At 37.7% G+C, this 14346-nt stretch carries 10 protein-coding genes; 6 read left to right on the top strand and 4 right to left on the bottom strand.

The window, feature by feature from the left end; genetic code table 11:
* Positions 1 to 69: 69 nt before the first annotated feature.
* From CA834_RS00715 to panC, 4 genes are read right to left on the bottom strand one after another with little or no spacing between them, the layout of a single operon-like run.
* Positions 70 to 1218, bottom strand: coding sequence for an alpha/beta hydrolase (locus CA834_RS00715; protein WP_094966745.1), 1149 nt, complete (start codon positions 1216 to 1218; stop codon positions 70 to 72).
* Positions 1219 to 1261: 43 nt separating this feature from the next.
* Positions 1262 to 2221, bottom strand: a complete 960-nt coding sequence (locus CA834_RS00720; RefSeq protein ID WP_094966746.1) for a lysylphosphatidylglycerol synthase transmembrane domain-containing protein — start codon at positions 2219 to 2221, stop codon at positions 1262 to 1264.
* A gap of 4 nt (positions 2222 to 2225) precedes the next feature.
* A complete protein-coding gene (gene panD / locus CA834_RS00725; RefSeq protein WP_094966747.1) occupies positions 2226 to 2576 on the bottom strand; it encodes an aspartate 1-decarboxylase in 351 nt (116 codons plus the stop codon).
* Between the two features lie 13 nt (positions 2577 to 2589).
* Complete coding sequence (gene panC, locus CA834_RS00730; protein WP_094967226.1) at positions 2590 to 3441, bottom strand: pantoate--beta-alanine ligase; 852 nt, start codon at positions 3439 to 3441, stop codon at positions 2590 to 2592.
* 107 nt (positions 3442 to 3548) lie between these two features.
* On the opposite strand from panC, the gene CA834_RS00735 reads away from it, so the two are divergent.
* The 6 genes from CA834_RS00735 to atpD all read left to right on the top strand — a co-directional run bounded on the left by CA834_RS00735 (position 3549) and on the right by atpD (position 14287).
* The gene (locus CA834_RS00735; RefSeq protein ID WP_094967227.1) at positions 3549 to 4361 is read left to right on the top strand and encodes a glycogen/starch synthase; all 813 of its coding nucleotides are present in this window, start codon (positions 3549 to 3551) and stop codon (positions 4359 to 4361) included.
* Positions 4362 to 4368: 7 nt separating this feature from the next.
* Entirely contained in the window at positions 4369 to 6069 is a 1701-nt protein-coding gene (locus tag CA834_RS00740) for a DUF4270 domain-containing protein (RefSeq protein ID WP_094966748.1), read from the top strand.
* Positions 6070 to 6095: 26 nt separating this feature from the next.
* Positions 6096 to 7943: a glutamine--fructose-6-phosphate transaminase (isomerizing) gene (gene glmS, locus CA834_RS00745; RefSeq protein WP_094966749.1), complete on the top strand. Its 1848-nt coding sequence runs from the start codon at positions 6096 to 6098 to the stop codon at positions 7941 to 7943.
* A gap of 169 nt (positions 7944 to 8112) precedes the next feature.
* Positions 8113 to 10941, top strand: a complete 2829-nt coding sequence (locus CA834_RS00750; RefSeq protein WP_094966750.1) for a TonB-dependent receptor — start codon at positions 8113 to 8115, stop codon at positions 10939 to 10941.
* Positions 10942 to 10964: 23 nt separating this feature from the next.
* Positions 10965 to 12611 (top strand): SGNH/GDSL hydrolase family protein, encoded by a 1647-nt coding sequence (locus tag CA834_RS00755; protein ID WP_094966751.1) that lies wholly within the window; start codon positions 10965 to 10967, stop codon positions 12609 to 12611.
* 167 nt (positions 12612 to 12778) lie between these two features.
* A complete protein-coding gene (atpD, locus tag CA834_RS00760) occupies positions 12779 to 14287 on the top strand; it encodes a F0F1 ATP synthase subunit beta (protein WP_094966752.1) in 1509 nt (502 codons plus the stop codon).
* Positions 14288 to 14346 lie beyond the last annotated feature (59 nt).

Genomic DNA, 14346 nt, shown 5'->3' on the forward strand with positions numbered 1-14346 from the left:
GGTTTAGAGTTGGTATTTCAAACATACTAAATTATCGTTAACAAGCTAATTATTTTCGATGAAATGCAATCAATTTTTCATTGCATCTCTGGTTTCGTACATTTTTTCAAGTATAATTTCCTTATCTATAAATTGTGATGGCTCTAGTAATAGCCCAGATTTGTAGCGTTGGAGTGCTCGTTTCAAATTACCTTCCTTTTCGTAATACATACCCATATAGTATGCACTAAGCATTGAGTCTGGAAATTCGTTTTTTACGAGTTTTGCGAGCTTCTCAAGTGATTCCAAATCGTCTTTTTTGTTGCAAGCGGCGGCTATGGCCCTAATATCATTCTCAATTAATTTTTTTTCAAAACCGTAAAAATATTCAATGTCCTTATATTTTTCTATTAAATAATCATAGGGCGAGCCTTCAAACGGTAAAATCTTCTCATTATACTCCTTACCACTAATTGGTTTGTACAGTGCAAAGATTTCATTCAATGCTTTTGGAATTCCACGGCCCACCAAAGAATAGTGATTAGCATCCTCAAAATTATCGAACTTATAACGCAATGCTTTATTTTCTATGGCTTTCAATTGGGCGTCACACTCAATAATGGCATTTCTCAATACTTTAACATCAGCATCTGCCGTTGCCATATAATAAAATGTTTCTTGCTCTATTATGGCCAAGCGCTCTTTTAATCGTATGGACATCATAGGGGCCAAGTCAGGACTAAGCGCTATATACGCTCTAAAAAGAGGGTTGTCCTTGAAGAGGAAGAAATTCATAAAGTTAGCACTCAAATCATGACCAACTATTATTCTAAAATCAGAGGCATTATATTTCTCTTCGATATAAGGCACTAATTCAGCAGCAACAAACTCATAAAAGGCGGCACCGTCATGAGCAGGAAAATAGGTGTCCTCGTCATAAAAAAAATCATCTGTCCTTGTAGTGCTCTGATTGACCCCAACAATAATGCAGTCTGGGATATCTTCCCAATAGGCTTGATAATCGATATTTCCAGCAACAGGTTCAAACAAATAGTCCCCGTCAAGAACGATTACCAAAGGATAAAGTCGCTTAGCACTACTATCGTAATTACGCGGTAATTGAATTTTCAGCTCCCTTTTGCCTTCAAGCTTGTACGAATCTATTGTCTCGAGTAAGGCCTGGGACTGAAGATTATAACTAGCTAAAAAACAAAAGAGTACAACTAAGAAATACTTCATACGGACCATTAGCTTAAATGTTTAAGCAAGTTAAAAAATATTTCTAAACCTTGAGTCGCTTTCTATTATATATTGGAAGATAAATAAGTGATAAGCCCCCAATTATGATAATTACCAAGGTTTGGGTAGACCACATAATCCAACCAAATGCCCTACTTGCATCCTCGGGTAAGTTAAAAATTAAAAATGCAATAACGACGGCCTCAGGAAAAGATCCAATACCACCATTGGTAGCGGCTATACTAAAACTTGCTAGTATAAAACCAATAAGAGCTGCTGCTATGGAAATATGACCTAATTCTGGCAAAGCAAATGTCGTAACATAGAACATAAGCACATACATTGTCCAGATAAAGAAGGTATGGAAAATAAACGCCCATTTATGCTCCATTTTGAAAATACTTAATAAGCCTTCTACAAGACCACTGAGAAAGCTTTTTAGCTTTAAAACCAATTTGTTAGTGCTTTTTTTGAGAAATAAAATGGTCACTATAGCTGCAATTACCAGCCCTAAGCCACCTAGAATGAGTGTCCCTAAGTTAAACTTATCGGTAAAGAACTCATAAATAAACTCAAACTCCAAAAACAACGCTACAGTTATAACCAATAAGAGCATTAAGGTATCAGCAATTCGCTCTGCTACAATGGTACCAATACCCTTATCAAAAGGCACCTTTTCGTAATTAGTAAGAATGGAGGCCCTTGCCAATTCACCTGCCCTTGGAATGGTAAAGTTTATAAGATATGCTGAATAAACAGCCATGAAGCTATTGGCAAACTTTGGCTTAAAGCCTAATGGTTGCACCATATACAACCATCTGTAAGCCCTTGAGGAATGACTTAAAATCCCTAATAAGGCTCCCAACAGAATCCAAACGTAATCTGCATCCTTGAAATATTGAACCAAGGTTGGAATAGAAATTTTTGATAACGAATACCAAACCAAAGCTATACCAAGTAGCAATGGCAGTATAACTTTGAGAATAAATTTAGGCTTATTCAATCGGTTATTTTAAGAGATTTGTAGCCTCATCAGGAAACACTAAAGAGGGCTTGAAAACTTTAGCCTTTTCAATTTCCATAAAGGCGTAGGTAATTAAAATTAAAGTATCCCCAACAGAAACCTTTCTGGCAGCTGCACCATTTAAGGTAATTTCTCCACTGTTTCTTGGTCCAGGAATACAATAAGTCTCTAAACGTTCTCCATTATCGTTGTTTACGATTTGTACTTTCTCTCCCTGAATAATATTTGCTGCATCCATCAAATCTTCATCAATGGTGATACTGCCGATATAGTTTAAATCAGCACCTGTGCATTTGACACGGTGTATTTTAGATTTTACAACTTGAATTTGCATGAGGCAAAGATAATTAATTTAATGCGATATTATCTATGAGTCTAATATCACTAGCATAAACAGCTATAAAGGCCCTGTATGCTTTTTGTCTTGATTTTCGTTTTATCGGTTTTAAGGTTTTAGAGTCTGCAATTACAAAATATTCCAATTCCAAAAGTGGCTGTATTTCAAATTGCTTCTTCACCCATTCCGTAATTTCCTTAGCACTTTTTATGCCAAACTGTTCTCTAACGTCTTTTAAGGTTTTATAAATAAAAGGTGCTGCTTCTCTGTGCTCCTTGGACAATCTCTTATTCCTAGAGCTCATGGCCAAACCATCTGCGTGCCTATAGATAGGGCAGCCCACTATTTTAACTGGTAAACTATGTTGCTCTACCAATTTTCTGACAATTTGTAATTGCTGGTAGTCCTTTTCTCCAAAAAAGGCAAAGTCAGGTTGTACAATTTCAAATAGTCTTTTGACTATTGTACCAACACCGTCAAAATGTCCGCTCCTAAATGCACCTTCCATTTCGTGTTCTAACCCGGCAAAGTGAAACGTTTCCGAAGTTATGTTGTCATCGTAAATATCTTCGGTTAGTGGTGCATAAACCATAATTTTTTTATCGTTTAAACTTTTTAATAGCTCCAAGTCTGCCTCTAGGGTTCTAGGGTACTTTAACAGGTCTTGTTGGTTGTCAAATTGAGTAGGATTAACAAAAATACTAACCACCACAAGGTCTGTATGTTTTAATGCCGTTTCTATTAAAGATAAATGACCTTGATGCAAAGCACCCATGGTAGGCACAAATCCAATAGAATTGCCACTATTTTTTAATTCATTGATGTGATGAATTAATTTCGTTTTAAGGTAAAATACATCCAAGACTTTTCGAAAAATAAATGCGTGCAAACATAATATTTACTCGCAATCTGCACAAATTTTTGTACTTTTGCATGTTTTTACTTTTAATTTTCAAAAGCAGCAGATTTATGAAAGATAAACGAATATTGTACGTGTCCTCAGAAGTTGTTCCCTATTTACCAGAGACGGAGATTTCTTCAATGTCATTTGAAGCACCGCGCATGGTAAATAAGCAAGGAGGACAAATACGAATATTTATGCCGCGTTTTGGTAATATAAATGAAAGACGACATCAATTACATGAAGTAATTCGTTTATCAGGTATAAATCTAGTCATAAATGATCTGGATATGCCATTGATAATTAAGGTGGCATCCATCCCTAAAGAACGTATTCAAGTCTATTTTATAGATAATGAAGACTACTTTAAACGTAAGGCTACATTAACAGATGAAGACGGAAATCTATTTCCTGATAATGATGAGCGCGCCATATTTTTTGCAAAGGGTGTTATTGAAACTGTCAAAAAACTAAACTGGGCACCAGATATCATTCATGTTAATGGTTGGTTAGCCTCGTTATTGCCACTATACCTTAAAGAGTTTTACAAAACCGAACCTCTTTTCACTGAGAGTAAAATTGTGACCTCTGTGTACAATCAAAGCTTCGAAGGAACGTTAGATATGAAGATGTTAGAAAAAGTAAAATTTGATGGACTGGATACTGAGGCGATAAAACCTTTGAAAAATCCAGACTATATAAACTTAATGAAAATTGCGATGGATAATTCTGATGCTGTTATACGGGGATCGGAAGAATTGCAAAAAGATTTAGATGATTATATAAATAACTTGTCTAAACCTGTTTTGGAGTACCATTCCATTGAAGAATTTGCAGACCCATACACTGAATTTTATACCACCCAGGTATTAAACAGCTAAATGTCCTATGAAAAAATATAAATTTGCCCCAGAACTTATATGCCTCTGCTTGATTGTGCTAAGTTTTGTCGGTTGCAATACAGATTTCGTGACCCTAGAATCCGATGTCTTAAATAGCGACGACATCAATAATTTTAATATCCAAGACATTAGTTATGATGTTGTTTCCTATAATAAAGTTCTTGGCCCAGTACAAACAGAAGATATGTCCCTTGGAACTTTGGGAATTTACAACGATAATTTCGGGACCACTGCTTCATCTTTTGTTAGCCAATTAACGCTATCAGACTTTAACCCGCAGTTCGGTGAAGGAGTAATAATAGACTCTGTGGTTTTAACCATACCTTACTTTATAAAATCTACTCAATTTGACAATGAAAATAATTTAATTTTTGATATTGATTCTGTCATTGGAAGAGACCCAATTATTCTAAGAATTTTTGAAAATCAATATTTTATAAGAGACTTTGACCCCAATGGTGACTTTGATGCCAAACAACCTTACTTCTCTAACAAATCAGCTTCTGAATCTGAGCCTATTCCATTATCGCTTTTAGAAGGTGGGGAGTTAGGCTTTGTTGAATATAATGCTGAGACAGAACAACTAGAGCCCATTGATAATATTATTGATATTAATGAAAATGGATATATTCTAACAGAAGTGGATAATGAGGATGAGGATGAAGATCCACAATTTATCTCCATACAGCCCCCTGGACTAAGAATATTATTAGACCCAACTTTTTGGGAGGATAAAATTATAGAGAAAGAAGGAGAGCCCGAATTAGCTAGCCCAAACAATTTCAATGACTACTTCAGAGGCCTATACTTTAAGGCTGAACCAGTCAATGGCAGTGGCAGCCATTTAATGTTAAATTTAACCAATACCAATCCAAATATAACTATTTTTTATTCCCGACTCACCGAAGATCCTGATGACGACCCCGATACTCGGGAAAATGATAGCTATATCCTCAATTTTGGACCAAATAGGATCAACTTTATGGATAACGATTTCTCGGTGGAGTTAAGCGATGGAGATGAAACTAACGGAGACGCAAGGCTTTTATTGAAAGGTGGTGAAGGTTCTGTTGCAAAAATCAAGTTATTTAATGGTGAGGATATCGATGATGATGATGACAATATAAATAGTTTTGAATTTTGGAAGAGTCAATATGTTGAAACTGACGACAACGGCAACTTCCAAGGTATAAAACGCTTAGTCAATGAGGCTAACCTGGTATTTTTTGTTGATCAAGATCTTGTTGGAAGCAGGGAGCCTAACAGAATTTACTTGTATAACACAGAGAATAAAACACCTTTGATAGATTATTTTTTAGATATACAAAACAATGGACTACCTTCTGCCTCTATTATTAATCATCTCGGGCCGCTACAACGTGAGGGAGATGAGTCTAACGGGCAAGGCATAAAGTATAAAATTAAAATTACAGAACATATCAAAAATCTTTTGGTCAGAGACTCTACCAATGTAGAATTAGGTTTAGCCGTTTCCTTAAATGTGAATTTAGAAAATCCAGCCACGAACCCACCTCAACGTATCATGCAGCAACCGAGTACTGAAAATTTTACAGTCCCTATTAGCTCAGTGCTATCGCCGAGAGGAACCGTATTGCACGGAAACAATTCAGAAGATGAAAGCAAAAGGGTTTATCTTGAGATTTATTATACTGAACCAAATAACTAAAAGTATAAACCAAAAAGTATTAACCTATGTGTGGAATTGTAGGATATATAGGTCATAGAGAGGCTTATCCAATTATAATCAAAGGACTCCAAAGACTGGAGTATAGAGGCTATGACAGTGCTGGAATCGCTCTATATGATGGCACACAAATAAAACTTTCCAAAACAAAAGGGAAAGTATCAGATTTAAAAAACAAACTTGAAGCTGACATCACAACTAATGGCACGCTTGGTATTGGCCATACACGATGGGCAACCCATGGTGTACCCAATGACGTAAATTCGCATCCGCACTATTCCAATTCTGGAGATTTGGTAATTATTCACAATGGAATTATTGAAAATTACGAGTCTTTAAAAAAAGAACTTGTAAAAAGAGGATATACGTTTAAGTCTGATACTGATACCGAAGTTCTTGTCAACTTAATTGAAGATGTTAAAAAACACGAGAATATAAAATTAGGAAAAGCTGTTCAAATTGCTTTAAATCAGGTAGTCGGTGCGTATGCCATTGCTGTATTTGACAAGAATAAACCCAATGAAATAGTTGTTGCCAGATTAGGTAGTCCTTTAGCTATTGGCATAGGTGACGATGAGTTTTTTATAGCAAGTGATGCCTCACCCTTCATTGAGTATACCAAAAATGCCATTTATCTTGAAGATGAAGAGATGGCAATTATTAGAAGAGGTAAGAATGTTAAGGTTCGAAAAATAAAAGATGACAGTTTGGTTGATCCTTATGTACAAGAACTTCAACTTAACCTTGAACAAATAGAAAAAGGTGGTTTCGACCATTTTATGCTTAAAGAGATTTATGAGCAACCTAGTGCTATATTAGACACTTTTAGAGGTCGCTTGTTGACAAATGAAGCTATAATTAAAATGGTAGGTGTTGAAGATAACATGAAAAAGTTTCTTGCGGCCAATCGTATTATCATTGTGGCCTGTGGCACCTCTTGGCATGCGGGATTGGTTGCAGAATATATTTTCGAAGACCTTGCCAGAATTCCTGTTGAGGTGGAATATGCCTCTGAGTTTAGATATAGAAATCCTGTTATTACTGAAAATGATGTTGTAATTGCTATTTCCCAATCTGGTGAAACGGCAGATACCTTAGCAGCCATAAAACTAGCTAAGTCTAAAGGTGCCTTTGTATTTGGAGTTTGTAATGTTGTAGGATCTTCTATCGCAAGAGAATCTCATGCTGGTGCGTATACACATGCAGGACCTGAAATTGGGGTGGCGTCAACCAAAGCCTTTACTACTCAAATTACAGTATTGACTTTAATGGCTCTTCGATTGGCCAGAGCAAAGGGTACTATTTCCAGTTCGGAGTTCAGACATCATCTCATTGAGCTTGAAACTATTCCAAGAAAAGTTGAGGAAGCGCTGTCTTCTGATGCATACGTTCAAACTGTTGCAGATATTTATAAAAACGCTACCAACTTTTTATACCTTGGTCGCGGTTATAATTTCCCTGTAGCACTAGAGGGTGCATTGAAGTTAAAAGAGATTTCATATATTCATGCCGAAGGTTATCCTGCTGCCGAAATGAAACATGGCCCCATTGCTCTAATTGACGAGCACATGCCAGTTGTTGTTATAGCAACCAAAAAAGGGCACTATGAAAAAGTGGTGAGTAATATCCAAGAGATTAAATCAAGAAAAGGCAAAATAATCGGTATCGTCACAAAAGGTGACGAGAGCGTTAAGGCCTTGGCAGACCATGTTATTGAAGTGCCAGAAACCTTAGAGTGTTTAACACCATTATTGACGACTATTCCTTTACAATTATTGTCTTATCATATTGCCGTGATGCTTGGCAAGAATGTGGACCAACCGAGAAACTTGGCAAAATCTGTAACAGTGGAGTAAGTATATTCTTATGAATCACTATCTCATAGGCCTTAAAATTAGGGATTAACTAATTTTAAGGCCTTCTCGTTTAACAGATAGACTATTTCAATATCATTTTTTGAGAATTTCTTATTTAATTTATGATATTTATTTATATTGCTAGCTATATAAAAATTAATTCTCTAAAATGAAGACAATATTAAAGCTTTTGACACTACTCTTTTGTGTGGGATCGTTTGCACAATCCACGGTGAAGGGTAAAGTTACAGATGAGTCTGGGTTACCCTTACCTGGAGCTAACATCGTTGTAGTTGGTACCACCTCTGGTACCGTTTCGGATTTCGATGGTAATTATACCATTACCACAGATTTAAATCCACCTTTCTCAATACGAGTTAGTTATACAGGGTTTGAAGATCAAACCTTAGAGGTAACCAGCAACAATCAAACCTTAAACATTACATTAAAAGAGGGGAATCAGCTTGATGAGGTGGTCATCTCTGCCTCTAGAACGCCCGAACGTATATTTGAATCGCCTGTAACCGTTGAACGTTTTGGTTTAAAGGAAATTAAAAATACAGCTTCTGTTGACTTCTACGACGGTTTGGAAAATCTAAAAGGAGTTGATATTAACACGAATAGTTTAACATTTAAGTCTATCAACACAAGAGGTTTTGCAACGTTTGCAAATACGCGTTTTATGCAATTGGTTGATGGTATGGACAACTCGGCACCAGCGCTTAACTTCCCATTAGGAAATTTATTAGGAATGACCGAGACGGATGTTCAGAGCGTTGAATTGTTACCTGGAGCAGCATCGGCGTTGTACGGTGCAAACGCCTTTAACGGAATATTATTTATGCGCAGTAAAAGCCCTTTCGATCACCAAGGTATTAGTGGTTATGTAAAACGAGGTATTACTTCCCAAGAAGCTGCTGGGGACAACGATTACACGGATTTAGGTATCCGAATGGCTTATAAGTTCAGTGAAAAATTTGCTGTAAAAGTTAACTTCGGCTACTTAAAAGGAACAGATTGGGCAGCCACAAGCGAAGAAGATAAATTAAATAGAGGTCTTACCCGAGCAGACATCGATTATGACGGAATCAATGTCTATGGTGACGAGGTAAGTACAAACATCAATGGCGTTGCTGAAACCCTTGAAGGCCTTGGTATAATTCCATCTGGCTCAAGTGCTTTAATTCCATCAGTCAATGTCAGTAGAACGGGTTATAACGAACAGGACTTAACCAATTACAATGCCGAAAGTATCAAAGCAGATTGGGGGCTCTATTTCAGACCTTGGGAAAACGATTTTGAAATTCAATATGTTGGAAAAATTGGTTCTGGAAACACTATTTATCAAGGGGCCAATCGCTATAACATAAAGAACTTTTTTCTTCAGCAACACAAACTCGAGATTAGAAACGATAATTTCTTTGTTAGAGGTTACATAACTGAAGATAAAGCTGGTGATTCTTATGATATGGTCTTTACAGGTATCAATATAAACAGAGCTTGGAAAGATGATAGCACATGGTTTGGACAATACGTAGGGGCTTATCTTCAAGGAACTTTAGGGGGGCTCACAAGTGATCAAGCACACAATGTTGCTCGCCAAACAGCAGACACAGGTCGCTTATTACCAGGGACCCAAGAATTCCAGGATACATTTAATCAAATCATTAACGATCCAGATTTAACAACAGGTTCGCGTTTCCAAGATAACTCGCAAATTTATCATGCTGATGCCAATTACAATTTTGGAGATATGGTGGATTTTGCAGAAATCCAAGTTGGTGGGTCTTTTAGAACATACAGATTAAATTCATTCGGAACAATATATACGGATGTTGACGGCCCAATTACTTATTCTGAAGTTGGATTCTATACACAATTACAGCGATCCTTAGAATTATCTGAGAGCGTAGAGTTAAAATTAACAGGATCCCTACGCTATGATAAGTCAGAGCTGTTCGATGGCTTCTTCTCTCCGAGACTTTCAGCTGGATTTACGGTTAACGAAAATCATAATTTTAGGGCGTCATTCCAAACGGGCTTTAGAAATCCTACCACTCAAGATTTGTACATAGGATTAGATGTAGGTCGCGCAATATTGGTTGGTGGTGCTTCAGACAACCCAGCACGAGATCTGAGAACCTACAATGTTGACGACGGAACGTTAAGTTCTTTTGCAGCAAATAATATTTTTGGAGGTCAGCAGTCAATTACAAGAGATGCTACTGGCGCATATAATAACTCCTTCTTTGCAAGTTCGGTGCTCAACGGTTTTGCTCAATCCGGTAATCCTGCTGATTTAGAAATTGCAAATTCTAACCTTGCACAGCCAGAACAGGTAAGTTCATTTGAGGTCGGATATAGAGGTAAATTAAACGACATTATTATAGACGCTTCTGCCTATTACAATTCTTATCAGGATTTCCTAGCAAATGAAACGGTTATAGCACCTTTTTATGGTGATGTTCAATTAACTGAAACTATCCCAGGAACAAGTACACCTCTAGCTGTTGCTGCAATAGCTAACGGTGATTTCCAAGCCTACCAAACCTATACCAATTCTGATGCAGAGGTTAATTCTTATGGCGCTGCGATTCAAGTTTCTGCCAAAGTCTTCGACGAATTTGATTTGAGCGCTAATTACACTTATGCAAAACTTGATTTTGATGTTGCAGCAAATCCAGATTTCAGAACCAATTTCAATACGCCAGAGCACAAAGTAAAAGTGTCTTTTGGTAAGACTGAGTTGTTTAAGAATTTTGGTTTTAACACTTCATGGCGTTGGAGCGATAATTTCTTCTGGGAATCCTCTTTCGGTGATGGCGAAATTCCAGCATATAATGTTTTGGATGCCCAAATCAATTATAGAATTCCAAGTTTAAAAGCCACTATAAAATTAGGAGCGACCAATTTATTACAAGATGAATACTTCACCGCCTTCGGAACTGGTTTTATTGGATCGATGTATTACGCTTCCCTTACCATAAATAATTTATAATAACCCCTTAAGACGAATAAAACATGAAACGAATTAGATATATAGGACTGTCATTACTCCTTTTGGGACTATTCTCTTGCGAGAATGATACACTAGACGATTTAAGAAATAGAGTTAATCAAGAGACGGAACCCTTACCGGAACTAACGGCTGGTGAAGCCGATTTTTCTAACTACGTAGCACTTGGAGCTTCATTTACGGCAGGTTTTACTGATGGAGGTCTATTTATTGCAACACAGGAAAACTCCTTTCCTAATATCATGGCGAACAAGTTTGCAAATGCAGGAGGAGGTGCCTTTACCCAACCTTTTATGAATGATAACATTGGAGGTCTTGCCTTAGGGGGTAATAGAATTGCAGACCCAAGGTTAGTTTTTGGTGGTGCAGGTCCTGTACCATTGGAATCGATAATTGGCCCTGTAACGGTTACTACGGACATAGCAACCAACAATCCTGTTGGCCCTTTCAATAATCTAGGTATCCCTGGGTCAAAAAGTTTTCACTTATTGGCACCAGGATATGGCAATATTCAAAACTTACCTAGTGCCGCAAATCCATACGCTGTTCGTGTTACGGGTAATGCCCCCAATGCCACAATTCTAGAATTGGCTATAGCCCAAGACCCAACTTTTTTCTCACTTTCTGAAATAGGCGGAAATGATGTCCTTGGCTATGCGTTATCTGGTGGTGACGGAAGTAATCCTATCACACCTGTAGGCACTTTTGATGCCTCAATAAATGCTATTGTTGCGGGTTTAACTGCAAATGGCGCCAAAGGCGTTATAGGTAACATTCCAAATATTACAAGTTTATCTCATTTTACGTCAGTTCCGTTTAATCCATTGGACCCATCAAATGAAGATTTTGGACCATTAATTCCAACATTGAATAACCTCTTTGGTGCATTGAACGGAGTATATGCCTTTTTAGAGTCACAAGGCGCTATTAATGATGCGGCACAGAGATCGATTATTTTTTCAGACACAGCAGCGAATGCGGTTGTAGTTTTTGATGAGAACTTAGCAGATATTTCGCCTCTAATTACACAAACTCTTTTGGCTAATCCTAGCTTTCCTGCGTTCTTAGCACAATTTGGACTTCCTCCAGAAGCAGCACAACCAGTAGCAGGTTTATTAGGTCTTATCTATGGCCAATCTAGACAAGCGACGGCAGATGATTTATTCGTGTTACCAAGTTCTTCGGTTATAGGTACCGTAAACCAAGATTTTGCTGCTTTTCTTCAAACTCAAGGCCTTTCTAGTGCTGTTGCAGCTCAATTCGCAACCGAAGGTGTTACCTTACCTTTAGAAGACAAATGGGTATTGCTGCCGTCAGAACAAGATGAAATAGCCAGTGCAACACAAGGTTACAATGCCACAATTTCCACAGTAGCTAGTTCAAATGGTCTTGCACTAGTGGATTTAAACTCTATTCTAGAGCAGGCTTCTTCTACAGGTATTGTATTTGATGACTATACTTTGACTACAGATTTAGTCGTCGGTGGTCTGGTAAGTTTAGATGGAGTTCATCTAACCTCTAGAGGCTATGCCTTAATGGCCAATGCCTTTCTAGAAGCAATAGATGAGACCTATGGCTCAAATTTTGAAGCTTCTGGGAACTTTGCTCAAGCAGGAGATTTCCCGACAAATTATTCACCATTATTACAATAAATTTCAGTATAATAAAATTAAAACCACGTGCCAAAACACGTGGTTTTTTTATTTAAAAAAGCAATTAAAAAAGCCTTTATTATTTTAAATAAAACTCTATCTTTGCAGCGCGAAAAACAGCTCGCAATTTCGTATTTAAATTATTGCAAAACAAAAACATATAACTAATGTCAAAAGTTACAGGTAAAGTTGCACAAATCGTAGGTCCGGTTATTGACGTAGAATTCGGAACTGATGCAGAACTTCCAAGAATTTATGATTCTTTAGAGATAAGCAGACCCGATGGTTCTATTTTAGTTTTAGAGGTACAATCTCACATTGGTGAAGACACCGTGCGTACTATTGCTATGGACTCTTCTGATGGCTTAAGCAGGGGCACAGAAGTTGTGGCTACTGGAGCTCCAATTCAAATGCCAATTGGTGAGGATGTTTACGGACGTCTTTTCAATGTCATTGGAGATGCAATTGATGGATTGGGGAATTTACCCAAGGCTGGAAAAGATGGGCTTCCAATTCACAGAGAAGCGCCTAAATTTGAAGATTTATCAACCTCTACTGAAGTTTTATTTACAGGTATTAAAGTAATCGACTTAATTGAGCCTTATGCAAAAGGTGGTAAAATTGGGTTGTTTGGTGGTGCCGGCGTTGGTAAAACAGTACTGATTCAAGAGCTGATTAACAATATCGCCAAAGGACATGGTGGACTTTCTGTATTTGCTGGTGTTGGTGAGCGTACTCGTGAAGGAAACGATTTACTTCGTGAGATGTTAGAATCAGGCATTATTAAATATGGTCACGACTTTATGCACTCTATGGAAGAAGGCGGATGGGATTTACAGAAGGTAGATAAAGAGGCTATGAAAGACTCTAAAGCAACCTTCGTTTTTGGTCAGATGAATGAGCCTCCAGGAGCCCGTGCACGTGTTGCACTTTCGGGTTTGACTATTGCTGAGTTCTTCCGCGATGGGGCTGGTGATGCTCAAGGAAAAGACGTATTATTCTTCGTTGACAATATATTCCGTTTCACACAAGCTGGTTCAGAGGTATCTGCTTTATTAGGTCGTATGCCTTCTGCGGTAGGTTATCAACCAACCTTAGCAACTGAAATGGGGGCCATGCAAGAACGTATTACCTCTACAAAAAAAGGTTCTATTACATCTGTACAAGCCGTTTACGTGCCTGCGGATGATTTAACAGATCCTGCTCCTGCAACGACTTTTGCCCACTTGGATGCCACAACAGTTTTATCTCGTAAAATTGCTGAGCTTGGTATATACCCTGCGGTAGACCCATTAGACTCTACGTCGCGTATCTTAACAGCTGATATTTTAGGAGATGAGCACTATAATTGTGCGCAACGTGTAAAGGAGTTATTACAGCGTTACAAAGAATTACAAGACATTATTGCCATTCTTGGTATGGAAGAACTATCTGAAGAAGATAAAATGGCCGTTGGTAGAGCAAGACGTGTACAGCGTTTCTTATCACAACCATTCCACGTAGCAGAGCAATTTACAGGAATTCCTGGTGTTTTGGTTGACATTAAAGAAACCATTAAAGGCTTTAACATGATTATGGATGGTGAGTTAGACCACCTACCTGAAGCTGCGTTTAACCTCAAGGGTTCTATAGAAGAGGCTATTGAAGCTGGTGAGAAAATGTTAGCCGAAGCTTAAAACAGTATAAAGGGACTTTGAGTAGTGTTAAAATAGAAGATGCTACCTCAAATACACAC

It is taken from the genome of Winogradskyella aurantia (assembly GCF_002266855.1).
In the GTDB taxonomy this organism is placed as follows: Bacteria; Bacteroidota; Bacteroidia; order Flavobacteriales; family Flavobacteriaceae; genus Winogradskyella; species Winogradskyella aurantia.

Bases quoted from the DNA above. Each gene is read 5' to 3' on its own strand.
- CA834_RS00715 (WP_094966745.1), bottom strand. From the start codon at position 1,218: ATGAAGTATTTCTTAGTTGTACTCTTTTGTTTTTTAGCTAGTTATAAT.
- panD (WP_094966747.1), bottom strand. From the start codon at position 2,576: ATGCAAATTCAAGTTGTAAAATCTAAAATACACCGTGTCAAATGCACA.
- CA834_RS00735 (WP_094967227.1), top strand. From the start codon at position 3,549: ATGAAAGATAAACGAATATTGTACGTGTCCTCAGAAGTTGTTCCCTAT.
- CA834_RS00740 (WP_094966748.1), top strand. From the start codon at position 4,369: ATGAAAAAATATAAATTTGCCCCAGAACTTATATGCCTCTGCTTGATT.
- glmS (WP_094966749.1), top strand. From the start codon at position 6,096: ATGTGTGGAATTGTAGGATATATAGGTCATAGAGAGGCTTATCCAATT.
- CA834_RS00750 (WP_094966750.1), top strand. From the start codon at position 8,113: ATGAAGACAATATTAAAGCTTTTGACACTACTCTTTTGTGTGGGATCG.
- CA834_RS00755 (WP_094966751.1), top strand. From the start codon at position 10,965: ATGAAACGAATTAGATATATAGGACTGTCATTACTCCTTTTGGGACTA.
- atpD (WP_094966752.1), top strand. From the start codon at position 12,779: ATGTCAAAAGTTACAGGTAAAGTTGCACAAATCGTAGGTCCGGTTATT.